Origin of the sequence: Bowmanella denitrificans (assembly GCF_039522935.1) — a bacterium.
GTDB classification, from domain to species: domain Bacteria; phylum Pseudomonadota; class Gammaproteobacteria; order Enterobacterales; family Alteromonadaceae; genus Bowmanella; species Bowmanella denitrificans.
This window is the reverse complement of sequence record NZ_BAAAEI010000003.1, coordinates 78,963-101,258: the sequence shown is the minus strand read 5'-3', so window position 1 is coordinate 101,258 and position 22,296 is coordinate 78,963. Positions and strand designations below refer to the sequence as shown.

General features: G+C 51.7%; 21 protein-coding genes. 12 read left to right on the top strand and 9 right to left on the bottom strand.

Annotated features, from left to right (window positions below; all coding sequences use genetic code 11):
• Window positions 1-76: 76 nt before the first annotated feature.
• From ABD028_RS02765 to ABD028_RS02755, 3 genes are all read left to right on the top strand, one after another.
• The gene (locus ABD028_RS02765) at window positions 77-976 is read left to right on the top strand and encodes a LysR family transcriptional regulator (RefSeq protein ID WP_343841463.1); all 900 of its coding nucleotides are present in this window, start codon (window positions 77-79) and stop codon (window positions 974-976) included.
• Window positions 977-1,076: 100 nt separating this feature from the next.
• Window positions 1,077-2,450 (top strand): SPFH domain-containing protein, encoded by a 1,374-nt coding sequence (locus ABD028_RS02760; protein WP_102797713.1) that lies wholly within the window; start codon window positions 1,077-1,079, stop codon window positions 2,448-2,450.
• A gap of 22 nt (window positions 2,451-2,472) precedes the next feature.
• On the top strand, window positions 2,473-3,933 hold the full coding sequence (locus tag ABD028_RS02755) for an amidohydrolase family protein (RefSeq protein ID WP_343841459.1): 1,461 nt from the start codon (window positions 2,473-2,475) through the stop codon (window positions 3,931-3,933).
• 184 nt (window positions 3,934-4,117) lie between these two features.
• On the opposite strand, the gene ABD028_RS02750 is transcribed toward ABD028_RS02755, so the two are convergent.
• Window positions 4,118-5,263 carry an HD domain-containing phosphohydrolase gene (locus ABD028_RS02750; RefSeq protein WP_102797717.1) on the bottom strand — a complete coding sequence of 382 codons (1,146 nt, stop codon included), beginning with the start codon at window positions 5,261-5,263 and terminating at the stop codon, window positions 4,118-4,120.
• Between the two features lie 230 nt (window positions 5,264-5,493).
• Between ABD028_RS02750 and ABD028_RS02745 the strand changes: the two genes are divergently transcribed.
• Both ABD028_RS02745 and rraB read left to right on the top strand, forming a co-directional pair.
• Window positions 5,494-6,219 (top strand): 1-acylglycerol-3-phosphate O-acyltransferase, encoded by a 726-nt coding sequence (locus tag ABD028_RS02745; RefSeq protein ID WP_343841454.1) that lies wholly within the window; start codon window positions 5,494-5,496, stop codon window positions 6,217-6,219.
• Window positions 6,220-6,277: 58 nt separating this feature from the next.
• Entirely contained in the window at window positions 6,278-6,625 is a 348-nt protein-coding gene (gene rraB / locus ABD028_RS02740) for a ribonuclease E inhibitor RraB (protein ID WP_343841452.1), read from the top strand.
• A gap of 157 nt (window positions 6,626-6,782) precedes the next feature.
• Here the strand turns inward: rraB and ABD028_RS02735 are convergent, their stop codons facing one another.
• From ABD028_RS02735 to ABD028_RS02725, 3 genes are all read right to left on the bottom strand, one after another.
• A complete protein-coding gene (locus ABD028_RS02735; protein WP_146027201.1) occupies window positions 6,783-6,974 on the bottom strand; it encodes a hypothetical protein in 192 nt (63 codons plus the stop codon).
• A 93-nt stretch (window positions 6,975-7,067) separates the two neighbouring features.
• A complete protein-coding gene (locus ABD028_RS02730) occupies window positions 7,068-7,223 on the bottom strand; it encodes a type II toxin-antitoxin system antitoxin (protein WP_483861852.1) in 156 nt (51 codons plus the stop codon).
• Between the two features lie 281 nt (window positions 7,224-7,504).
• Window positions 7,505-8,359 carry an SPFH domain-containing protein gene (locus ABD028_RS02725; protein ID WP_425542048.1) on the bottom strand — a complete coding sequence of 285 codons (855 nt, stop codon included), beginning with the start codon at window positions 8,357-8,359 and terminating at the stop codon, window positions 7,505-7,507.
• A 122-nt stretch (window positions 8,360-8,481) separates the two neighbouring features.
• Here ABD028_RS02725 and ABD028_RS02720 point away from each other — a divergent pair, with 122 nt between their 5' ends.
• The gene (locus ABD028_RS02720; protein ID WP_343841446.1) at window positions 8,482-9,039 is read left to right on the top strand and encodes a lipid-binding SYLF domain-containing protein; all 558 of its coding nucleotides are present in this window, start codon (window positions 8,482-8,484) and stop codon (window positions 9,037-9,039) included.
• An 18-nt stretch (window positions 9,040-9,057) separates the two neighbouring features.
• Here ABD028_RS02720 and ABD028_RS02715 read toward each other — a convergent pair whose 3' ends face one another.
• The 3 genes from ABD028_RS02715 to ABD028_RS02705 all read right to left on the bottom strand — a co-directional run bounded on the left by ABD028_RS02715 (window position 9,058) and on the right by ABD028_RS02705 (window position 12,735).
• On the bottom strand, window positions 9,058-10,545 hold the full coding sequence (locus ABD028_RS02715; protein WP_343841443.1) for a sensor domain-containing diguanylate cyclase: 1,488 nt from the start codon (window positions 10,543-10,545) through the stop codon (window positions 9,058-9,060).
• Between the two features lie 10 nt (window positions 10,546-10,555).
• Entirely contained in the window at window positions 10,556-11,728 is a 1,173-nt protein-coding gene (locus ABD028_RS02710; RefSeq protein ID WP_343841438.1) for a WD40 repeat domain-containing protein, read from the bottom strand.
• 296 nt (window positions 11,729-12,024) lie between these two features.
• The gene (locus ABD028_RS02705) at window positions 12,025-12,735 is read right to left on the bottom strand and encodes a helix-turn-helix domain-containing protein (protein WP_343841433.1); all 711 of its coding nucleotides are present in this window, start codon (window positions 12,733-12,735) and stop codon (window positions 12,025-12,027) included.
• Between the two features lie 293 nt (window positions 12,736-13,028).
• On the opposite strand from ABD028_RS02705, the gene ABD028_RS02700 reads away from it, so the two are divergent.
• Window positions 13,029-14,255 carry a threonine/serine exporter family protein gene (locus ABD028_RS02700; RefSeq protein ID WP_102797725.1) on the top strand — a complete coding sequence of 409 codons (1,227 nt, stop codon included), beginning with the start codon at window positions 13,029-13,031 and terminating at the stop codon, window positions 14,253-14,255.
• A gap of 276 nt (window positions 14,256-14,531) precedes the next feature.
• Here the strand turns inward: ABD028_RS02700 and hslO are convergent, their stop codons facing one another.
• Window positions 14,532-15,407, bottom strand: a complete 876-nt coding sequence (gene hslO, locus ABD028_RS02695; RefSeq protein WP_343841429.1) for an Hsp33 family molecular chaperone HslO — start codon at window positions 15,405-15,407, stop codon at window positions 14,532-14,534.
• 50 nt (window positions 15,408-15,457) lie between these two features.
• Complete coding sequence (gene hslR, locus ABD028_RS02690; protein WP_102797727.1) at window positions 15,458-15,865, bottom strand: ribosome-associated heat shock protein Hsp15; 408 nt, start codon at window positions 15,863-15,865, stop codon at window positions 15,458-15,460.
• A 170-nt stretch (window positions 15,866-16,035) separates the two neighbouring features.
• Between hslR and gspC the strand changes: the two genes are divergently transcribed.
• From gspC to gspG, 5 genes are read left to right on the top strand one after another with little or no spacing between them, the layout of a single operon-like run.
• Window positions 16,036-16,950, top strand: a complete 915-nt coding sequence (gene gspC / locus ABD028_RS02685; protein WP_425542050.1) for a type II secretion system protein GspC — start codon at window positions 16,036-16,038, stop codon at window positions 16,948-16,950.
• Window positions 16,951-16,961: 11 nt separating this feature from the next.
• Window positions 16,962-19,031 carry a type II secretion system secretin GspD gene (gene gspD, locus ABD028_RS02680; RefSeq protein WP_102797728.1) on the top strand — a complete coding sequence of 690 codons (2,070 nt, stop codon included), beginning with the start codon at window positions 16,962-16,964 and terminating at the stop codon, window positions 19,029-19,031.
• 5 nt (window positions 19,032-19,036) lie between these two features.
• Window positions 19,037-20,569 carry a type II secretion system ATPase GspE gene (gspE, locus tag ABD028_RS02675; RefSeq protein WP_425427707.1) on the top strand — a complete coding sequence of 511 codons (1,533 nt, stop codon included), beginning with the start codon at window positions 19,037-19,039 and terminating at the stop codon, window positions 20,567-20,569.
• Between the two features lie 43 nt (window positions 20,570-20,612).
• Window positions 20,613-21,833 (top strand): type II secretion system inner membrane protein GspF, encoded by a 1,221-nt coding sequence (gene gspF, locus ABD028_RS02670; protein ID WP_102797730.1) that lies wholly within the window; start codon window positions 20,613-20,615, stop codon window positions 21,831-21,833.
• On the top strand, window positions 21,833-22,273 hold the full coding sequence (gene gspG / locus ABD028_RS02665; protein ID WP_343841413.1) for a type II secretion system major pseudopilin GspG: 441 nt from the start codon (window positions 21,833-21,835) through the stop codon (window positions 22,271-22,273). Before gspF ends, gspG begins: the two co-directional genes overlap by 1 nt.
• Window positions 22,274-22,296 lie beyond the last annotated feature (23 nt).

The following is a 22,296-nucleotide window of genomic DNA, read 5'->3' as shown; positions in this document are numbered from 1 at the left end:
TGGAGATAGGTATAGCTTATAAGTTTCTTTTATATAAAAATAATGCATTAAACTCATAAAAATATGAGCCTGGTTTATGTATTTAAATCTTCACTTACTGCGTATTTTCCTGCATGTGGCACAGCAAGGCAGCTTCAGCCGCGCTGCTGAGCAGCTTTCCATCACCCAGCCTGCTGTATCCAAAGGCATCAGTGAACTGGAAACACAGTTGGGACTGGATTTACTCGAGCGTGTCGGGGCGTCGTTGCGTGGGCGCAGGCAATGGCACCTGACCGAACATGGCCAGGCATTATTTGAACACGCCAAGGGTATCTTTGCCCTGGAACGCGTGGCCGTGGAAGACCTGCAAGCCAGGCTCGACTGTCAGCGAGGCCATTTACATATAGGTGCCAGTTCCACCATCGCCGGGTATTGGCTGGCCGACGCCTGCATGACCTTCAGCCGGGAATTTCCGCAGGCGCAGCTAAGCCTGATGTCAGCCAATACCGACGATATCTGCGCAGCCCTGCAGGACGGCCAGATAGAACTGGCATTAGTGGAGGGCCAGACCGAGAACGCAAAATTCACCATACAGCATTGGCATGACGAGCCGCTGAAGCTGGTGTGTCCGGCCAGTTGGGCTGTATCTGACATAGCTCTGTCAGAAGTACGCTGGTTGTGGCGCGAGCCTGGCTCCGGCACCAGAGCCTGGATGGAGCAGCACTTGCGCAGCGCCGCTATTCAGCCCAAATACAGTATGGAGATTGGCAGCAACGAGGGTATCGCCCGGGCAGTAGCGGCGGGCGTTGGCGTATCCATCTTGCCTTTGCGGGTATGCCAGGAACTGCTGGCATTGGGTAAGCTACAGATCATTGATACCCCCTGGAGTCAAAACCTGACACGTCCGCTGTACTTAATGAACTTGCAACACCGGCCGTTATCGCCGCTGGGCAAAGCTTTTATGGTCAAGATTCAGGCTGTGAAACCACCTTTGTGAAACAAAGATTGAATCAAAGCGATAGGTACTGCTATCTTTCCATGCCTAAAGCCGCCGGATTGCGGTGGCATACTAACAACACCAAAACAGGGAAAGTCAAATGTCTGAACTTGCCAGCAAAGTCGTTGCACAAAAGTCTGTGGCCGCCAAAATCGGGGGCTTAATCGTTGCGGTCATCCTGATTTTTGCCTTTATTTCTAACTCGGTGTTTTATGCCGAGCCTGGTTATATCTACCATGTGCGCACAGTAACGGGGAATGAGGAAGTGGTGACCGATGTGGGTTATCAGTTTTTCCCTTTTGGCCGTTATAACTCCTGGAAACGCGCCATGACAGTGCAGTCTGTACGTGGCGCCGATGCTGATGATATTCACCCGGAAAAAGATTCAGACAATGCATCGGCAACCTTACCGCCCATGAGCATTATGTTTCTTGATCAGGTCGACGCCCACGCCGAAGCCACGGTACGTTTTTCCATGCCCACCGATCAGCAGTCCTTTTTGAAACTGGCCCATGAGTACCGCTCACCCGAAAACCTGCTGCGTACTGCGCTAATGCCGGCCTTTAAGGAAACTCTGCAAGCCAATGCCTCATTAATGACCGCAGAAGAATACTACTCTGGCGGCCGTACTCAGTTTAACTCGGAATTTGAAAACCAGATGAGCCGTGGCATTTTCCTGGTCAAGCGTCAGGAAGAAACCGTTAGTTCCATGAAGCGCGCTGCTGGCAGCGCTAATGTGGCACTGGGCACGCAGCAGGAAGAATATGGTGAAGACAGCAAGACCGTCTTTACGGTGAAGAAGATCCTCGGTCAGGACGGCCAGCCACAGCGCAAAGAGCAGCGTTTCCAGCATTTTGGTATTACCGTGGTTTCTGCCCTGGTTACCGATATGCGCCCCAACAACAAGTTTGTTGAACGTATGCAACTCAAGCAGAAGGCCTCAGCCGATCGCGCCATTGCCCGCGAGCAACGGGTACAGGAAGAAGAGCAACGACTGCTGGCCATCGCCCGCGGTGAACGGGAAGTGGCGGAGCGTCAGGCCAAGGCCAAAGTGGAGCAAATTGAAAAAACCACCGATGCCGAAACCGATAAACAACTGGCCATTACCTCTGCACAAAAATTGCGTGACCAGGCGGCTATCAGCAAAGAAACTGCGCAAATCGAGCTGGAAAAAGCCATGATTGAAGCGGAAACGGTACGTACCCTGGCAGAAGCCGAAGCCTATCAGAAGAAAGTCATCCTGCAGGCAGATAACGCCCTGGCACAAAAACTGGACGCCGAAGTAAAAATTCAGCAACTCTGGGCCGACGCCTTTGCCCGCCGTCAGGTGCCCACTTATGTATTTGGCGGCGGCGATTCTGGCACCCCCACCGGCAGCGATGCCGAAGCCAAGGTGTTTATGCAGATGTTGACCCTGGATGCCGCCAAGCGCCTTAGCTACGACCGCGAACTGACCAAGAAGAAGGGTGATTAAGTGGTAGCGGCGAGATACCTGCATGCGGCCATTCTTTAAGCCAGGCAGGGCCAAGTCAGCAACAGGTATTGCAGGCCTGTTGCTGATAACGGGTCTGGCCTGCTTTTCTTTGTTTGCTGCCGCTCCAACCCAGTTAGATTCATCACACAATCCCAATATCCAGGATTACCTGGCATTCCCCAGCCAAAGTATTGCCCTGCTTGATGTGGATGTATTGGATGGCAGTGGAGGTCCCGCCTTAACGAGACAGACCGTTGTGCTGTCCAATGGTCGTATCAGCCAGATAGGGCCGGTTGCGACAACCATAGTGCCGGAACATGCCAAGCAGTTGTACCTGCCTGGCCATACGGTTATTCCTGGTCTTGTCGGCATGCATGATCATACCCATATGCCGGGCCAGACCTTTCTGGGAGAAGTTGCTGCACGGTTATGGTTGGCCAGTGGGGTTACCACGATACAGACAGCAGGCAGTGCGGACTTTCAAGCCGAGCTGAGTCTAACCGCGGCAATCCAACGTGGTGATATGCCGGGCCCGACAATTTTCCCCACGGCCCCTTATCTCACCGGTCCTGATGGCAACGGCCCTATGCATAAACCTGAGACGCCAGCCCAGGCTCGTCAACTCGTCAAAGACTGGTCAGCCAAAGGTGCCACCTGGTTTAAACTGTACCGGCACATTCAACCCGCCATTGCCGCCGCGGTAATAGACGAAGCCCATAAACAGGGGCGTAAGGTAACCGGTCACTTATGTTCACTGACCTTTAGTGAAGCTGCCCAAATGGGTATCGACAGCATTGAACATGGCTTGATTTCCGCCACCGATTTTCATCCGCAAAAATCCGACGGGCAATGTGTTTCATCACGCCAGGGCTTGGCTGCGCTGGATATTGAAGGAGAAGAGGTCGCCAAGCTGATTGTCCTGCTGGTGGAAAAACAGGTTACCCTGACGTCCACCCTGGCCATTATCGAATCCCATTTTGCCCATCGACCACAAGGTGAAGCGCGAAGCCTGGCACTGATGTCTGAGGCCTGGCAGCAAGCTTATCAGCGCCGTCAGCGGCAATTAAAGAACAATGCATCGTCTATGCCGGACGAAGTACTCGCCAAGCTGATGGCTTTTGAACGTCGTTTTGTACAAGCAGGGGGCCATCTGGTAATGGGACCCGACCCTGGCCGCCACGTTCTGCCCGGGCATGGTAATCAGCGAGGCTTTGAACTTTTGGTGGAAGCGGGATTCAGCCCGCCTCAGGCCTTAAAAATAGCCACCGCTAATGCTGCAAAAACCTTAGGACAGGCCGCACAGTTTGGACAAGTCGCCATCGGCTTCAATGCCGATTTAGTGGTTTTAAAAGGCAAGCTCGCTGCCGACGCCAGAGTTATCCGCAATGTGGAACTGGTGATTAAGCAGGGCCAGGTCTACGACCCAGCCAAGCTGTTAGAGGGGTTGCAGGGACGGTTTGGGCCGCAACTACTGCAGGATTGAAGTACCCAACAGACTACCCGGGCGGGCTGCCTCAATCAGGGAAAAACTAACACACCAGTTGCAACAGAATTTCTTTCCCGCTTTATGCACTTCGCAATTTGATGCACCCGCATTGGCTTACTACCAAGAGCAAGTGAACAGGCACTTTGATTAAAAAGTGCCTTAAGGCAGAGCGTTGGCGATACTATTCCTGGCGCAACAGCAAACTGGCCATGGCCTGGTTAAACACTCTTAACCATTTCGGGCAGAACTGTCCGGCGGCTACCCGATTGATTTCCATCACAGCGCGTTTTTTCGGGCGTTTTCTGTGGGTGCCATGGGCACGGGAATGGGTCAATGCATCAAAGGTATCAACAATAGCCAACAGTTTGGCACCTTCACAGATGTCTGCTTCCTTTAACCCCAGTGGGTAGCCGGAACCATCCATTCTTTCATGATGCTGAATCACGATTTTGCGCGCTTCGTTCCACTGGTCCAAATGCTCAAGCAACCTGGCACTCTTATACACATGGGAGCGCATCAGGTTAAACTCATTCTGATCCAGGGGTTCGGTTTTATGCAGGACCTTAAGGGGCATAAATGCCATGCCAAAGTCATGCACATAGCAGGCCACGGCCAGTTGATTAGGGTCGACCGGCGTGCCGTTTAACTTGTTCAGGTACAAGGCCAGACGGGCAATACGATCACCACGGCCTTCCCAATACTGGGAGCGACGCTCAACCGGCTCCATCAGCTCCCGAAAGAACATAATGTCACGGTGCTCGTCGTCGTCGTGGTCACCGGTCAGGCCGATATCGTCCAGCGCCTGACTGGTTCTGGGTTCCACCGAAACCTGTTCTGGCTTGGCGGCAGACGGGGCATCCAGAGTCGGGTCAAGCAGCAGCACCGACTCGGCCAGCAGCTTTTCATGCTCGGCTGGGTTGTCCGGCTTGATTCTGGCAATTTGTTTCACCAGCAACTGGTAAAGGTCGCCATCGTACTGGGCTTCGCCGGATTTAATGCAACTCTGAACAAAGAGTTTCACCCTGTCCATAGTCAGCAGCACCAAATCACTCATGGTGCTGGTGTAACGAATCTGGCCTTTGCGCAAATAGTCCAGCAAGTCTTCCACGTGCTGCAGCAAGGGGATCATCGGGGAAAAATTGACCAGTCCCAAATCCCCTTTAATGGTATGAATAGAGCGAAACAGCGCGCGCTGTAATTCATTGTCCTGGGGCTGAAGCTCCAGTTCAATCAGGGTTTGCTCGCTGGCCTCGTACAGCTCGTTAATTTCTTCGAGCAGGTCATTAAGGATGTCGTTGTCCAGATCGTCGTGTCGGAATGTCTGCATACGGCTGCCTTGCTATTCTACTTCGCTGGCAAATAAACTGTCAGCCATTGAGTGTAATCTGCCTGCTCGATACTTTCATCACAATATATCAATGAAACGTATGAGATCTTGTCTGGAATCATAGATATTAATAAATAACCGGAGAGAAAATCGGCAATGCAGACTGATCAGATATCCTCGCATGGCAAAACGGGTATACTCTGCCACCTGTTTCTGTTGTGGGGGTAGCTGTGCTTGCTCTGATTCGTATCCCGCTGGCGCTGTTGTATTTTGTCGCCGTTAATATTGCCTTGCTATTTATTTGCCTGGTCAGGCCCTTTCACCGTGACAATGTGCATTATGGCGCACGTATGTATAGCGGCGTGTCGCGAATATTCGGCCTGAAAGTGATAGTGAGAGTAGCTGACGAAGTAAAACAGGGTGGCCCTTACGTGTTTATTGGTAATCACCAGAACAGCTACGACTTGGTGACAATTTGTGCTGCCACCCAACCCGGCACGGTTACCGTGGGCAAGAAAAGCCTGGTGTGGATCCCACTAATGGGCCAGATGTACTGGTTATCTGGCAATATTCTGATCGACAGGCTCAACAGCAGCAAAGCCAGTGACACCCTAAAGCAAACCATTCGCAAAATTCGCGAACGACGCTTATCCGTTTGGTTGTTCCCCGAGGGTACCCGCAGCAATGGCCGGGGACTGCTGCCTTTCAAAACCGGTGCTTTTCGCATTGCCCGCGAAACCAACGAACCTGTGTGCATGATTTGCGCCAGCGAACTGCATGGCAAAGTCAGCTTAAATCGCTGGAATAACGGCATAGTTCTGGTAGATGTCACCGCCCCAGTGGCTCTGGATGACAGCCGTGACTTAAAAGGCTGGACGCAGTATTTTCATCAGCAAATGCAAGCTAAAATCCAGCAGTTAAATGAAGAAGTTGCAGCGCTGGAAGCGAAGCCTTGATGCATGCAAAACAAAAGCAGGCTAGACTGCTGGCAAATTTCTTTTCGCGGAAAATGCTATGAGTGCTGAAATAAATGAATGGTACGAGTTTAATCAGGAAACCATCGAAGCGCTGTTAAATGACGGCAGCAATGCCGAACTGCCTCACTCCATCGAATATCACTTTGCCAGCGACAATTTTGACCAGTTAGAGAAGGCCGCCGTGGATGCCTTTAAAGCCGGTTTTGAAGTCGGCGATGCCGAAGAACTGGTGCTGGATGACGGCGGAACCTTGTTTTGTTTCGATGCCGTGATTGAAAGGCCACTGGAATTGGATGTGATCAACAAGGATACCGATACCCTGCTGGCCATCGCCGACAAGCACAAAGTGCATTACGATGGCTGGGGCACGTATTTTGTAGAATAGCGGCGCTGCTCGCAGGCGTCACCGGCTCAGCTGTCAGTTGCCTGACGGGCGCAGGTTTGGAGCGCAATAACATCAGCGCAATGCTATGCAAGTTTTGTTGGGCTGCAGCCCAACCCACAGTGGGTCGGAATTTATTCCGACACCTCACGGCAAGTAATCAATGCACTCCGACCGCATCCAGTGCGCGTGATACCGTCTGATTTTTTAGCGGCACGGCCTCGGCTTTGCTTTGCGCTTCGGCCAGCAACACGGCCATGGCATCCATAATGTCTAGAAACTGGCTTAGTTGCTGTTCATTTAAGGTAGCAGACAGGCTTTCTATATCCTTGATCAGGGCTTGGGTGGTCATCAGGAACTCCGTCAATATTCTGTTATTGCGCATTATCAGAACCTGATTATTCAAGAGCTGTGCCAGTAAAGACGGATTCGACGCTGAAACAGACTAATCCTGTTGGTTTGGCCCGCGTTTGTTGTCTTCCACTTCGGTGATGACCTTCTGCACCAGTTTAACCCGCCCCTGTTTTACCAGCGCATCGCGCAGCACATATTCAATTTGGGCGTTCAGGCTGCGCAGTTCATCATCCGCCCAGCGCTGCATAGCAGCCAGCACATCGGCATTAATTCGAAGCGGGTAGGCTTTTTTTGACAAGAGGTTACCTTTTCAATCTTGCTATCAATGGGATGGAGATTGCCGCTATATGAGCGGCTCCTGGCCGGGTGCACGGCATTGTATCAATCACCGGTATTGATTGCTGCCAGATTGCGCCGCGGATTTCCGCCCTCGATTCCACCTTGGTAGCCATTAGTGCCGGGTAACGGGATGCCAATGCACATTCTGATGGCATCACCGTCAGCCACACAGTGACCAGGGTCATCAGGCTAGTACAAACTGCCAGCATTAATCACCGGTTGCGTGTGTTTGTCACCACACAGCACCACCAACAGATTACTGACCATCACGGCTTTGCGTTCTTCGTCAAGCTCCACCACGTCTTTTTCACGCAGCTTTTCCAGCGCCATTTCCACCATGCCCACTGCCCCTTCGACGATACGGGTACGGGCTGCCACTATCGCGCTAGCCTGCTGACGTTGCAGCATGGCGCTGGCAATTTCAGGGGCATAGGCCAGGTGACTGATACGGGCCTCATGCACCATCACACCCGCCTTATCCAAACGATCCTGAATTTCCTGTTTGAGAATGTCTGAGATGGTTTGTGGATGACTGCGCAGGGCTACCGCGTCTTCTTCCTGGGGATCATAAGGATAAGAGCTGGCCATATTACGCAGTGCCGACTCGCTCTGAATATTAACGAAGCTTTCATAATCATCCACTTCAAACACCGCTTCTGCGCTGTCGGATACTGACCAGACCACGATAGTTGCAATCTCAATTGGGTTGCCCTGGTTGTCATTTACCTTAATTTTGCCACTTTCAAAATTGCGGATGCGCAATGACACCGTGCGGCGGTTAAATAGCGGGATGGTCCAGCGTAAGCCCGTCTCTTTCACAGTGCCCACATAGGCACCGAATAAGGTCATGACCTTTGCCTGATTAGGTTGCACCATCATAAAACCCGCCAGCGCCGCGACATCCAAGGCCACTACCGCCAGACTGATTATGGTAGTGGCATTCATCAATTCACTTATCTGCGGCACAAAAATCGCCAGCACCACAACCAAGGTAGCGACCACCGCATAACCATTTAAGGAAAATCCGACTTTTTCTCTAATCATAACCAACTCTGAATGATATCAATTTGATATCAAAATAGATCGACCACAGATAAGTTGCAAGTTTTTTTCTTCTGTTTATGCTGGATAAACGGATACCTACCAACCTATAAAAGGACATGGCTATGTTGAAACAGATTCTGGCTGGGGTGATGGCATTAACGCTGATTTCCTGCGCGGCAAATCAGCAAAAAACTGTTGAACAGCGCCGCTCAGACGTACAAAAAATGGTGCAGGAAACCGTACAATCTGTGCAAAAGCACCAGTCCAATATTCGTCAGAAGATGCGTGAGGCACCAGGCTATGCGGTATTCAGCAATGCCAATGTGAATCTGATTTTTGCCAGCTTCTCTGGTGGCTATGGCCTGGCCCACGACAATGCCAGCGGCAAAGATACTTATATGAAAATGGGTGAAGCCGGTATTGGTCTTGGACTAGGGGTAAAAGATTTTCGCGCCGTGTTTGTATTTAAAACCCGCCATGCCTTCGATCGCTTCGTGGAAAGCGGCTGGATGGTAGGTGCCCATGCGGATGCCGCCGCCAAAGCCAGTGACAAAGGCGGCGCTGCCGGTGGTGAAGTGATGGCAGATGAGGTGGAAATCTATCAGGTCACTGAGGCTGGCCTTGCCCTGCAAGCCACCATCAAAGGCACAAAATACTGGCAGGATGATTCATTGAACTAGGTATTGCCCTACGACAGTTTATCTCTGCTCAGCGGGCCGGCTACTGAACACCTGATCACGGCCGGCCTTTTTGGCTTTCAGCAGACATTCATCGGCACGCTCAAAGGCGTCCTGAAAATCTTCATGGCGTTCTATCTGCACCACACCAAAACTGCCGGAAAGAAAATGCCGGGTGTCTGCCACTTTCACTCCGCGTAGGGCCTGGCGCAGTCTTTCGGCGGTTTCACTGGCTTTATCCAGGTCAATACCAGGTAACAACAACAAAAATTCGTCACCGCCGAAACGTCCAAGCAGATCAGATTGACGCAGCCCCTTGCCTATCGCTTCGGCCACCAGCACCAGGGCGCTGTCCCCCGCTGTATGACCAAACTGATCATTTATTTGTTTAAAGTGGTCTATGTCAAACACCAATAAAGAAATGGGTTGTTGATATCGTCTGGCTCTGAGCAACTCCTGTTCGGCCCGTTCAAAGAAATATTGGCGGCTGGCCACTTTGGTCAGGCCATCGCTTAGCGCCAGTTCCCGCAGTTGCGCGTTGTGTGCTGCCAGCACCGGCACCGCCAAACCAAAATATGCGCTGGCTGAAATCACGCAGATGGCAAACTGGTACACCAGGGCGTAATCCATCAGGGACAGCGATGCCACCCAAACAGCAGTTAAGGTACTAAACACAGCCAGACTTAGCGAGGCTCTGAAGGCGGACTCGGTATAAACAATCCACATCTGCGGAATAATCAGGAAGAACACCGCAAAAGACACTTCGGAGTAACGAAACTGCGCTGCCAGCAGCATAGTCAAGGTCAGTAAGGAGCTACTAATCAGCAGCTTGACCAGAAAACCATACAACCCCTGGCCACTTTGCTGAAAGTCCAAGCCACCCAGCCAGCCTTCAATTAAGGGGTAGCGCCAACTGAGCAAGCCAATAAACAGTGGCGTCAGAACAATAGTGCCAGCCATATCGCCAATCCACCAGGGCAGCCAGATACTGGCCGCTTCCTGTTGCTCAATCAAACCACTCCCTGCCAGCACCTGAGTGCCCAGTAGCGCGGCAAGTAACGCTGACAGCGAGCCAAGGATCAAAAAACTAAGGATAATTTTGGGCAGCGCATCACTGAACGAACGACGCACCAGTTGCTTTAACAACTTAGCGCCACAATAGTAGGAAAAACAATGGGCTGCCCCAAACAATACACCGGTGTAGGCCAGTTGCGTCCATGTCTGGTGCATCGCGTACAAATCATCCACCCAGAAAGTGGCAATCAGGCTACACAACATCACAATGGGTACGGCGCGCAGACCCAAAATCAGAAAGGCCGCAAAACTCAAACCCGCTGAAGGAAACCAGATACTGGCGTGCGGGGCATATTCCATCAATACAGCCAACCGCCATAGCAGCAACCAGGAACCAGCCAGCATCAGGCTGCGCAACATTTCCCGGCTGTCCAATAACTGGTTGCTGACAACTGATTTCAGATGATACTTGCCCGAAGCTGGTGATTCTCGCAAATGTTTACCCTTAACTTGCCGACCAATAGTAGGCCAAACCGTTGTCGCTGGCACCAAATATGGCGCTAGCGTCGGTACTGATGGCCATTGGCCAGTTCATCAGAGAGGTCGGCACCTGCCAACATGTGATGCCGCTTTGCACATCGATGAGGTAAAAGTTGCCCGGCGTTTCCTGCCCTGATTGCTCTGGCTGGCCGTCCGTTGCTGTAACATAGATTGCCTGACGATCCATATTTACGCCAGGGTTAGGATCATATTGGGTGTTTTTCTGCCACATGGGTGTGGGAGTCGCAGGCAAGGTGGCTGACGACGTTACCGCATACAGGCAACCATGACTCTGCTCATGCAGGTTAGCACCACACACCAGATAAACCTGGCCGTCGACACCTTTTTGTATCGCAATAGCGTAGGCCACAGAGAGGTCTAGTCCGTCTGGCTGATATTGCCAGGCGGGGGTATCAGGTTGTTCGATAGAAAATGCCAGCGCCTGGCCGTTATGGCTGGCAGCGGCCCACCAAGTCCCATCATAACTAATGGCCACTCTCTGCAGACTGGCTTGGGCCTGATAAAGTGCAGGTGTCTGTAACTTGCTGCCAATAATACTGAACTGCGCCACTGTGCCAGCCGGCCCCTGAGTAACATCATAGTTACGGGTAGTGGCGACGACCGCCACACTGCCATCCGCGCTCAGTTGACAGCTTTGACAGTATTGGTCCGCATAGCTGTATTGGTCCACCATCTGATACTGGCCATTTTGCAGCACACACAGTAGCAATTGATTACCTGCAACAGCCACCAGTGTCTCGCCACTGTCAGACAAGGCCACCTGATTGACCCGGCTTTGGGTTTGTAATTCCAACAAACGCTTGCCGGTTACACTGTCATAGGCATATAAGAAGCCAGTATCAGTGCCTTCATGGCTGAGTGTACCGCCAGCCGCAGCATAGTTACCATTGCCACTGACAGCTACCCAATACACGCCCTGATAAATATCCTCACCTATTTTGTCCTGCCATTGCATAACGCCATTGCTGTTATAGCAAAACACCGAAAAGTCACCGTTTCCATATTCCTGTGACGTCCCCAGCACACAGACCTTGCCGTTTGCGCTGATCGCTGTAGAGTTGATTTGGTATCCGGATTGCGGCTCTGCCGTCCATTGAGGTTGTGCTGAAATTTCCATACGCTTACTCCTGTTCCATTATTATCAGTGTTACCCTATTGGGCGCTCTACGCCAGGCAACAGCGTTAATTTCTGTCTGATAGGTGATCTATCCGATGGTGATTGAATCAGCAATTCTTTATCGGGTCAATTTGCCAATTTGGTTAACTTATAACCGGCGAGATATTCAGTACTGACGCAAACCTGACAGGAAGTGGGTATGACGGTTAGGGGACTCAGACAAGCAGCAACGAAAACGGGTTTAGCGGTGCAAGAAATCAGCCCCTGAGCCTTAACATCAGGGGCCGAACAACAAACTAACTCTGACGCCGCTGAAGCTTGTACTCCAGTATAAAGCCCATCAGCCCTGCCACCAGTAAGCCCACACCAATAATTTGCAGTACCGCATTTTCCAACCGCTGCCGGTTATAGCTGCCGGTTATATTGTAGTAACGACTGCCACCTTCCACCTGGATATGGAAACCCGCACCACGAGACTCTGCAAGGGTCAGCTCGTGCGGAGCATAACGAAGGATTAGTTTATTAAAATGTTCTTCAAATTCTTCATGTGGCACAGAGCGCCGCAGACCGCCATCAAACAGATCCATCGGCTCCCCTGGCAAGACAATGCCTTTGGACAGGTAGCGATACTGATCTTCACTGAACAGCACTTTACTGTAACCGCTGAAAAACAGGGTAACGGCCAGCACCATCATTAGACTGCTGCCAAACAACCAGCGGCGACTATTCACCCCAGAGGCTGCCTGGCGCTTCAGCAGCCAGTTTTCCACATCGCTGATATGGCTGAGTTGTGACTTAACATAGTGCTTGTCTAACTGCCCCAGAAACTCTGACAGCTCTATATTCAGAGCCTGCAGTAATCGCCGGAAAACGTCTGTCGAAGGCAGTGACCGGTCGTTTTCCAGCTTTGACAGGTAGGACTGTTCTATTTCTGCCGCAGTGGCCAGTTGTGGCTGGCTCAGGCCGGTTTCATTGCGAAGTTGTTTTATTTTTTCACCGAAGGTCATAGGTTATCCTTTTGCTAAACTGTTGTAGTTAGCAGCCAAAGCTTTGATTGCACTGGGTATTCTTGGCAATGCATGCGGAAATAGGAAGTGGAATACACAGGAATATACGCGAATACTAGGTGTTTTTTGAGATCATTAGTCCGGCTAATGCGAATTGGTTAAAAAATATGCGTTGTATGTACCAGGCACTGACATTACAATCCGCGCCCGAATCCATCCGGGCCCGATTGACGTTCAGCCATCTTATGCAAACGTTATCAGGCTGGCGCAGGCAGTTTTAAGGAACAGGCAAGGTGCACAAGGCCGACTTTATCCAGATAAGAAAATTTATCGTCAAGCTTGGCAAAATGTTGCACAAGTACGGCACGCCTGCGTTTCGCCAGGAAGCGCACCTGACAGAGGTAGCAACCTACCTTGGTGTACACGCTTCCTTTATTTCCACCCCCACCTCACTGACCTTTGTAATATGGAGCGATAAACATGAGGACGAATACACTCATGCCGCCAGAGTGCAGCCAGGTGAGTTGGATCTGGGTTCATTGTCCCGTACCGATGAACTGGTAACCCAGTTATTAGACGGCAAGCTGACCTTAAGCGAAGCAGACAAATTACTGGATGATATCAATGCCCTGCCCAATCCATACGGCAAATTGGCGACGGGTAGTGCATTCTGTTTGTCCAGTGGCGCGTTTGCGATGCTGCTGGGCTCCAGTTGGCACGATGTGCTGTGGTCGAGTTTAATTGGTTTGGTGGTATATGGCTGGGTGCTTTGGGCCGCCCATTCGCGCCGTGTTACTCATATGCTTGAGCCTGTGGTGGCGATGGTAGCAGGGCTGTTGGCCTGCGCCATCAGCAGCCATCTGGATCCCAGTATCAATATTCGCTTAGTGGTGTTGTCGTCCATTATTGTGTTTATTCCCGGCCTGGCGCTGGCGCTGGGATTAGCAGAGTTGTCGTCCAGGCATTTAGTGTCAGGTACCGCCAGGGTCATGGATGCCATTATGTTGCTGTTTAAATTGTATTTTGGCGCATTTCTGGGTGTGGCATTGGGTTTTGGCCTATTCGGCCAGGCCGAATTTGTGCCCACCGCCCCCTTGCCGCGCTGGATGGCCTGGTTTGCCATTTTGCTGCTATGCAGTGCGCTGATTGTGATTTTCCGTATCCGGATTAAACATGCACCCTGGGCGTTATTGTCTGGTTTTATTGCCTATGGTGCCAGCATCTACAGTGCGCCTTATCTTGAGCATGGTCTGGCAACCTTTGTTGGCGCATTTGCCGTGGGTGTGTATTCCAATCTGTTTACCCGCTTGGCCAACGCCCCAGCCAGTATTGTGGTGATGCAGGGTTTGATTGTGTTGGTGCCGGGTTCAAAAACCTATATAGGCCTGAATTCCTTTGTATCGGGCCAGGATTTTGTGCATGCCGAACATGTGGGCCAGGAAACCTTTCTGATCTTTATGTCTTTGGTGGCAGGGTTGATTTTTGCCAATGTGGTAATGCCGACTAAGAAGGCTTTGTGAGTTGTTGGCGAAACAAGGGGCTGTCGGAATAAATTCCGACCCACAGTGCTTAACTGAGTTCTTATTGTCGATATAAGCTCCGGCCCACTGTGCTTAACTGAGTCCTTACTGTCGACATAAGTTCCGGCCCACTGTGCTTAACTGAGTCCTTATTGTCGACATAAGTTCCGGCTTACTGTGGGTTGGGCTTTAAGCCCAACCACTATAGTGTACAACGCCTGTTTGCTTTATTGCCGACAACATCATCCGGCGTCTGACCGCCGCATTACTTTAGTATCAACTAAGCGAAGAAGGCTGGTTAAACTGCCCGGCGTGAATGGCTTCAATGTCTATGGCATCAAAGCGATATTCGGCATGGCAGTACTGGCAATTAATGGCAACTTCACCATCTTTGGCAGCAATCTCCAGTAAATCCTGCTTATCCACAGACGCCAGGGCCATAGCACTGCGTTGACGACTGCAACTGCATTTAAACATCACCGGCTGGGGCTGATACAACTCCACATCTTCCTGATGATACAAGCGATAGAGAATATCCTGCACCGGCAAGTCCAGCAGTTCTTCGCTGGTGATGGTATCGGTAATCTGGGCCAGGTGCTCAAACTCTTCGTGGGCAGATTCTGCCACAGGCATTACCTGTAAAAGCATGCCAGCGGCCAGCGGGATTGCCCCCTCAGTACGGGTTTTCAGAATAACCCTGGTGGCCAATTGTTCTGACTGGGCAAAATAGCCTTCCAGACACTCAGCCAGACTGCCTTTGTCCAACGATACCATGCCTTGGTAGCGTTCACCGTCTTTGGGCGTGATGGTAATAGCCATCAGACCTTTTTTGAACATCGCGGCAAAGTCCTCAGGTACATCGCCGTCCCAGCGTGCCACACCGCGCAACTCTTGCTTATCAGTGCCATTAATCACCGCATACTTAACCGGCCCCTCGCTTTGCAACTGTACCGCGATATCCCCCTCAAACTTAAGGGTGGCCGTGAGCAACGAGGTAGCGGCCATCAGTTCGCCCATTAAGTGGCGCACCGGGGCAGGATAGTCCTGCGCTTCCAGCACGGCAGCATAGCTCTTTTGCAAGCGTACCAGTTCGCCCCTGACATGGGCTTTTTCGAACAGATAGCGATATAAGAAATCATTATTTTCAGACATGCTCGGCTTCTTCTGTACTGGCACTGCGGTGCCCATTGGGATGAAAAGCGTTATTGTTGTTTAAACCTGATGATATCACGGCGCTGCTTCTTGTCAGGTTTATGTTCTGGTTTGGGATTATACAGAGCGCCAGCCTGACGCGCCTGGGCATTGGCCTCCCGGGCTGTAAGGCTGGCTTGCGTTTCTTCGTACATGGCCTGCGCCAACGGCGCAGCACGACGTTTATCATGCACTTCCAGCACAATGACCTCTTTTATATCATGCCCTTGGGGAACTTTTATGCAGGCGCCAAGCTCCACTGTCTTGCTGGGTTTGCTACGCTGGCCGTTATATTGTACCTTGCCTCCCTGGACCATCTCCCGGGCAAGGGCGCGAGTTTTAAAAAATCGTGCGGCCCAAAGCCACTTATCAAGGCGTACGGCCTGTTGGTCGGTCTGTAATTTTGCAACTGTGTTCATCTGTATAGGAATGTAATTTTTTAGTAACTTTACCGGATTAAAGTTGTGGCCCTTTTAGCGACTGGCTATGATGGGCTGGATAGTTTAGCACAGGTCGAGCTCCCCTTTCAGCGTGCCGTTTTCCGGCCCAGAGCCACCATAACTTGACCCGAAAATATGGCAGCAATGTGATAACACTTAAAACTGACAATCTGCAACATGCCTGGCTGGTCCTGATGCAACACCAGCAGCGCCTGATTCAACTGGTGGTAATTCTACTCAGCCTGTATTTATTAGCCTTTGCTGCTGAGCTGACCTGGCGTTTGCTGCCATCCCCGGCTGGCAACCAACAGCTCAGCCAAACCACGGCAACCAGCATACAAAATCCTGGCCGGGTTAGTGCCGATATCAGCAAGATCCAACAATTACACCTGTTCGGCAAGCCTCAGGCCGATACACCAAAACCGGTGGAAGTGGTGGAAGATGCACCCGAAACCAATCTGAATCTTACTCTGACCGGTGTCGTCGCCAGCACTAACATAGAGCGCGGTGCAGCCATTATTGAACATCAGGGTAAACAAAACACTTATGGCGTAGGCGAGAAAATAGACGGCACCAATGCCCTGGTACGCGAAGTCTATGCTGACCGTATTATTATTCGCAATGGTCCGCGTATGGAAACCCTGATGCTGGACGGTATGGATTTCAAAGGTAGCAAACAAGCGGCCAACCGCAACCGCCCAGCGCCCTCTCCGGCAGTGGAAAGGCGAGCGCTGAGCCGTGAAGCCGCGCAAGCCACCCAGGCATTGCAGTCGCAACCGGCCAACTTTACCGATTATATTTCTATCAGCCAGCACATGGTGGATGGTGAATTAAAGGGCTATCGCGTCAGCCCAGGCAAGAAGCCCGCTCTGTTTCAGGCCGCCGGTTTACAAGCCAATGACGTAGTGACCGAAATCAACGGTCTGGATCTGACCGATATCCAGCAGTCAATGGAAGCGATGTCCATGTTGCGAGATACCGAATCTTTGCAACTGACAGTAGACAGAGAAGGGGAACTATTAACCCTCTATCTGGATCTTCCATCCGACGACAGCGAATTATAAGGATAATGACCATGAGGCTATTGAGCCGTCGCCTGCTTTCTCAACTTAGCGTTGCTGCCACCGCCGCTTTTCTGTGCGCCGCATCGTCTATCAGTGCCGCAGAATATTCGCCCAACTTCAAGGGCACAGAAATTGACGAATTTATCAATATCGTCGGCAAAAACCTTAAGAAAACTATCATCGTCGACCCCAATGTCAGGGGCAAAATAACCGTACGCAGTTACGACCTGATGAATGAAGAGCAGTATTACCAGTTCTTCCTGAACGTACTGCAGGTTTATGGCTTTGCCGTGGTGGAGATGCCCAACGGCATTCTTAAAGTGGTGCGTGACAAAGACGCCAAGGCCTCCAATATTCCGGTGATTGAAGGCACTGCATTTGACGGCGATGAAATGATTACCCGGGTGGTGCCTTTGTACAACGGCTCGGTACGCGAGCTGGCGCCGCTGTTACGTCAGCTTAACGATCAGGCCGGCGGCGGCAATGTGGTCAGTTATGATCAATCCAACGTCATGCTGCTAACCGGCAGGGCTGCCGTAGTAAACCGCCTGGTGGAAATTATCGAGCGGGTCGATAAGGCTGGTGACCAGGAAGTGGATATCGTCAAACTTAAGTACGCTTCCGCTTCTGAGATGGTGCGCATTATCGACAGTATCAATAAAAATCAGGGCGCCAAGCAAGGTGGCCCGGATGTACTGGAACCCCGCGTGGTGGCGGATGACAGAACTAACAGTGTGATTGTCAGCGGCGATATTAAGGCCAGACAGCGCCTGATCAATCTGATTGAACGCCTGGATAAGGAGCTGGAAACTAACGGCAACACCAGGGTTATTTATCTGAAGTATGCTAAATCTGATGATCTGGTTAAGGTATTGCAGGGCGTCAGTGCCAGCATTCAGGCTGAGGAACAAGGTGCTGCACAGCCTAATGCCAGGCGCTCAAACGGTAAACGCGAAATCAGTATCGAATCCCACCCGGATTCCAATGCGCTGGTGATTACCGCCGAGCCGGATATGATGCGCTCACTGGAAGATGTGATTCGTCAGTTGGACATTCGCCGTGCTCAGGTGCAGGTGGAAGCCATTATTGTCGAAGTCTTTGAAGGTGACGGTACTCAGCTAGGTGTGCAGTGGATCAGTGAAAACGGGGGCGGTCAGCAGTTTACCAACGGTACAGTGCCGATTGGCGCACTGGGTGTGGCGCTGCGCCAGGCCGAAGACCGTGAAGTCAATCGCACCACCTATAGTGCCAATGGCGAGCCCATTGTGACTAAGGAAACGATAGAAGGCGATTTAACCGGCCTGGCGAACCTATTAGGCGGCTTGAATGGTGCCATGTACGGTGTGGTAAAAGACGGCTGGGGTGCCATAATTCAGGCCGTCAGCACAGACACTAACTCCAATGTGCTGGCCACGCCGCATATCACCACCATGGATAACGAAGAGGCCTTCTTTATTGTCGGCCAGGAAGTGCCGATTATTACTGGTTCCTCTGCCAGCTCCAACAATAACAATCCCTTTACCACAGTAGATCGTAAGGAAGTGGGCATCAAACTCAAAGTCACCCCGCAAATCAACGAAGGTAGCGGGGTACAGATGACCATAGAACAGGAAGTCTCCAGCGTTAGCGGCACCACAGGGGTGGATATTTCCATAAACAAACGCGAGCTGAAAACCACCGTATTGGTGGAAGACGGCGGTACGGTGGTACTGGGCGGTTTAATCGATGAAGACGTGCAAGAAAGTGTTTCCAAGGTGCCGCTGCTGGGCGATATTCCGATTCTGGGCCATTTATTCAGCTCTACTTCCACGTCCAAGCGCAAACGTAACCTGATGGTGTTTTTACGGCCGACCATTATCAAAGATGGCGTCACCATGAATACTATCAGCCACCGTAAGTACAATTTCATCCGTGCCGAACAGCTAAAACGCCAGTCTGAAGGAGTACCGCTGATGCCCTACACGGAAACGCCGGTATTACCGGAGTGGAATGATGCCCTTAGCCTGCCTCCCAGTTTTGAGGAAGCGATGGAGCGCAAGCGTCAGGCTGAACAGGATAAGCAAGGCGGCAAGGAAGACTGATGCATATGGCCGATAGCGAAATGCAGGCAGAGTCCATGCAAGGCGGGGAACAACCATCCCAGCCCGAGCATAAGCAACTGGGCTTTGGCTTTGCCAAACGCAATAAAGTGTTGCTGGATACCAGCCACCAGCCGCCGTTGCTGTACCACACAGCAGAGACCCCCTTTGTGGTGTTTGCCGAAGTCAGGCGTTTCCTAGGCCGGGAATTCCAGCTCTGTGATATTGCGCCTGAGAAGTTTGAAAACTTGCTGACCAAGGCGTTTCAACGGGACTCTTCCGAGGCCAAACAGCTAATGGAAGATATTGGTAATGAAGGGGATCTGTTTGCCCTGGCCGAAGAACTGCCGGAAACCGAAGACCTGCTGGACTCTGAAGACGACGCACCGATTATCAAGCTGATTAACGCCATGCTGGGTGAAGCGATTAAGGAAGGTGCCTCAGACATTCATATTGAAACCTTTGAAAAGCAACTTGTGGTGCGCTTTCGGGTCGACGGGGTGTTACGTGAAATCCTGCGCCCCAACCGTAAGATGGCGTCCATGCTGGTGTCCAGAATTAAGGTTATGGCCAAATTGGACATCGCTGAAAAGCGCGTGCCTCAGGACGGTCGGATAACCCTGCGTATTGCCGGGCGAGCCGTGGATGTGCGGGTCAGTACTATGCCCTCCAGTCATGGTGAGCGGGTGGTGCTGCGTTTACTGGATAAAAATACCGCCCACCTGGATTTGCAGGACCTGGGCATGACCGAGCATATTCGCGTGCATTTTTCCGAGTTGATCCGTAAGCCTCACGGTATCATTCTGGTCACCGGTCCTACCGGCTCAGGTAAGAGTACTACGCTATATGCCGGCCTGTCGGAAATAAACACCAAAGACCGCAATATTCTGACGGTGGAAGATCCCATCGAATACGATTTGGAAGGCATAGGGCAAACCCAGGTCAATCCGCGTGTGGATATGACCTTTGCCCGCGGCCTGCGCGCCATTTTGCGTCAGGACCCGGACGTGGTGATGGTCGGGGAAATACGTGACCTGGAAACTGCTCAGATTGGCGTGCAAGCCAGTTTAACCGGCCACCTGGTGCTCTCCACCCTGCATACCAACACAGCCGCCGGAGCCATCACCCGACTGGAAGACATGGGGATCGAGCCCTTCCTGTTATCCAGCAGTTTGTTGGCGGTGTTGTCGCAGCGCTTAGTCAGAACTCTGTGTCCGGATTGCAAACAGTTGCATCATCCGTCTGAGCGCGAATGTGAAATTCTGGGTATCCACCCCCAACAAACCACTGAGTACCGTATTTTCGCTCCTAAGGGTTGTGCCGCCTGTAACCAGACGGGTTACCGCGGCCGTACCGGCATTCATGAGATGCTGATTGTCGATGAGCCCATTCGTGAAATGATCCACAACGGCCATGGCGAACAAGCCATTGAAAAACACATTCGTCAGACCACCCCCAGTATCCGGGATGATGGCTGCAGTAAAGTGTTAAAAGGTATCACCTCATTAGAAGAGGTACTGCGCGTGACCAGGGAAGACTGACGATGCTAAGTATTTTTGCTGTTAAGCCAAACGGAGCCTGTTAATGGGCGCTTTTGCCTATAAAGCCCTGGATCAGGGCGGTCGTAATAAGTCCGGGGTAATGGAAGCCGATAACGCCCGCCAGGTGCGTGCCCAGTTGCGTGAACAACAGCTAATTCCTCTGGACGTTCAACAGGTTTCCGAGCGTAATCAGAAACAAAGCAGCGCTGCTGGCTGGTTTAAAAAAGGTATTTCCGCCTCAGACCTGGCCTTGCTGACCCGCCAGGTAGCCACCCTGGTGGAGTCCGCGCTGCCCATCGAAGAAGCCCTGCAAGCGGTGGCCGAACAGTGTGAGAAACCCAGACACAAAAACATGATGATGGCGGTACGCAGTAAAGTGGTGGAAGGTCATACCCTGGCCGATGCCATGGCTGAGTTTCCCCATGTTTTTGACCAGTTATACCGCTCTATGGTGGCAGCCGGGGAAAAGTCCGGCCACCTGGACACCGTGCTTAACCGCCTGGCTGACTATACCGAAAAGCGTAACCAGACCCGCAGCCAGATAATACAGGCGATGATTTACCCCAGTCTGATGCTGACTATTGCCATGCTGGTGGTAATCGCCCTGCTGACTCAGGTAGTACCTAAAATTGTCGGCCAGTTCGATACTATGGGACAGGACTTGCCCACCATCACCAAAGTGATGATCGCTATCAGCGACTGGCTCAGGGACTATGTTCTGATTGCCGGAATTGTGATTATGCTATTGATTGTGCTGGTACAGCGTTTGCTGCAAAAACCGGCTCTGAAACTGAAATACCATCAATTGATTTTACGCCTGCCGGTACTGGGCAAAGTGTCTCGCGGCCTCAATACCGCGCGTTTTGCCCGCACTTTAAGCATACTCACATCCAGCGCCGTACCACTGCTGGAAAGTATGCGGATTGCCGGTGGCGTATTAGAGAACCTGCATATCCGCAACAGCATCAGCGATGCGGCCGAGCGGGTCAAGGAAGGCTCCAGCCTGCGCGCGGCGTTGGAAAAGACCCGAATGTTCCCGCCTATGATGATGCATATGATTGCCTCTGGGGAACGTAGTGGCGAATTACAACAAATGCTCGGCCGCGCAGCCGACAATCAGGACAGGGAATTTGAAGCTCAGGTCAGTGTGGCTCTGAAAATCTTCGAACCTCTGCTAATTGTCAGTATGGCCGGTATCGTAATGTTTATTGTCATGGCCATTTTGCAACCCATTCTGGCCCTAAATAATATGGTGAACTTGTAATGAAAACCCTATCCCGCAGACATTCCGGCTTCAGTTTGATTGAAGTGATGGTGGTATTGCTGATTATCGGCATGATGGCCGCTCTGGTGGCACCTGCTATTCTCGGCAATCAGGAAACCGCTCAGTTGAAAAAAGCCGCCATCGATATTCAACAGTTAGAAAGTGCTATTCAGATGTACAAGGTGCGCACTAACCTGCTGCCCACCACAGAACAGGGACTCGAGGCCCTGGTCACCGCCCCGACACTAGACCCCGTGCCACGAAATTTCCCGGCCGAAGGCTTTATCAACCGCCTGCCTCAAGACCCCTGGGGTAACGATTACTACTTGTTAAGCCCTGGCGAAATGGGCAGCTTCGACGTGTTCAGTGCCGGACCGGATATGCAGCCAGGTACCGATGATGATATTGGTAACTGGAACCTGAACGACTATCTGAACTGATACCGGCGGGTTGCTCCCGCCAC

Excerpts from the sequence above, each read along its gene's own strand:
- ABD028_RS02735 (WP_146027201.1), bottom strand. The coding sequence starts at position 6,974 with ATGACCACCCAAGCCCTGATCAAGGATATAGAAAGCCTGTCTGCTACC.
- ABD028_RS02760 (WP_102797713.1), top strand. The coding sequence starts at position 1,077 with ATGTCTGAACTTGCCAGCAAAGTCGTTGCACAAAAGTCTGTGGCCGCC.
- ABD028_RS02725 (WP_425542048.1), bottom strand. The coding sequence starts at position 8,359 with ATGATTAGAGAAAAAGTCGGATTTTCCTTAAATGGTTATGCGGTGGTC.
- ABD028_RS02765 (WP_343841463.1), top strand. The coding sequence starts at position 77 with ATGTATTTAAATCTTCACTTACTGCGTATTTTCCTGCATGTGGCACAG.
- hslR (WP_102797727.1), bottom strand. The coding sequence starts at position 15,865 with ATGAACACAGTTGCAAAATTACAGACCGACCAACAGGCCGTACGCCTT.
- ABD028_RS02710 (WP_343841438.1), bottom strand. The coding sequence starts at position 11,728 with ATGGAAATTTCAGCACAACCTCAATGGACGGCAGAGCCGCAATCCGGA.
- ABD028_RS02750 (WP_102797717.1), bottom strand. The coding sequence starts at position 5,263 with ATGCAGACATTCCGACACGACGATCTGGACAACGACATCCTTAATGAC.
- gspG (WP_343841413.1), top strand. The coding sequence starts at position 21,833 with ATGAAAACCCTATCCCGCAGACATTCCGGCTTCAGTTTGATTGAAGTG.
- rraB (WP_343841452.1), top strand. The coding sequence starts at position 6,278 with ATGAGTGCTGAAATAAATGAATGGTACGAGTTTAATCAGGAAACCATC.
- ABD028_RS02755 (WP_343841459.1), top strand. The coding sequence starts at position 2,473 with ATGCGGCCATTCTTTAAGCCAGGCAGGGCCAAGTCAGCAACAGGTATT.
- ABD028_RS02720 (WP_343841446.1), top strand. The coding sequence starts at position 8,482 with ATGTTGAAACAGATTCTGGCTGGGGTGATGGCATTAACGCTGATTTCC.
- ABD028_RS02730 (WP_483861852.1), bottom strand. The coding sequence starts at position 7,223 with ATGCAGCGCTGGGCGGATGATGAACTGCGCAGCCTGAACGCCCAAATT.
- ABD028_RS02705 (WP_343841433.1), bottom strand. The coding sequence starts at position 12,735 with ATGACCTTCGGTGAAAAAATAAAACAACTTCGCAATGAAACCGGCCTG.
- gspF (WP_102797730.1), top strand. The coding sequence starts at position 20,613 with ATGGGCGCTTTTGCCTATAAAGCCCTGGATCAGGGCGGTCGTAATAAG.
- gspD (WP_102797728.1), top strand. The coding sequence starts at position 16,962 with ATGAGGCTATTGAGCCGTCGCCTGCTTTCTCAACTTAGCGTTGCTGCC.
- gspE (WP_425427707.1), top strand. The coding sequence starts at position 19,037 with ATGGCCGATAGCGAAATGCAGGCAGAGTCCATGCAAGGCGGGGAACAA.
- hslO (WP_343841429.1), bottom strand. The coding sequence starts at position 15,407 with ATGTCTGAAAATAATGATTTCTTATATCGCTATCTGTTCGAAAAAGCC.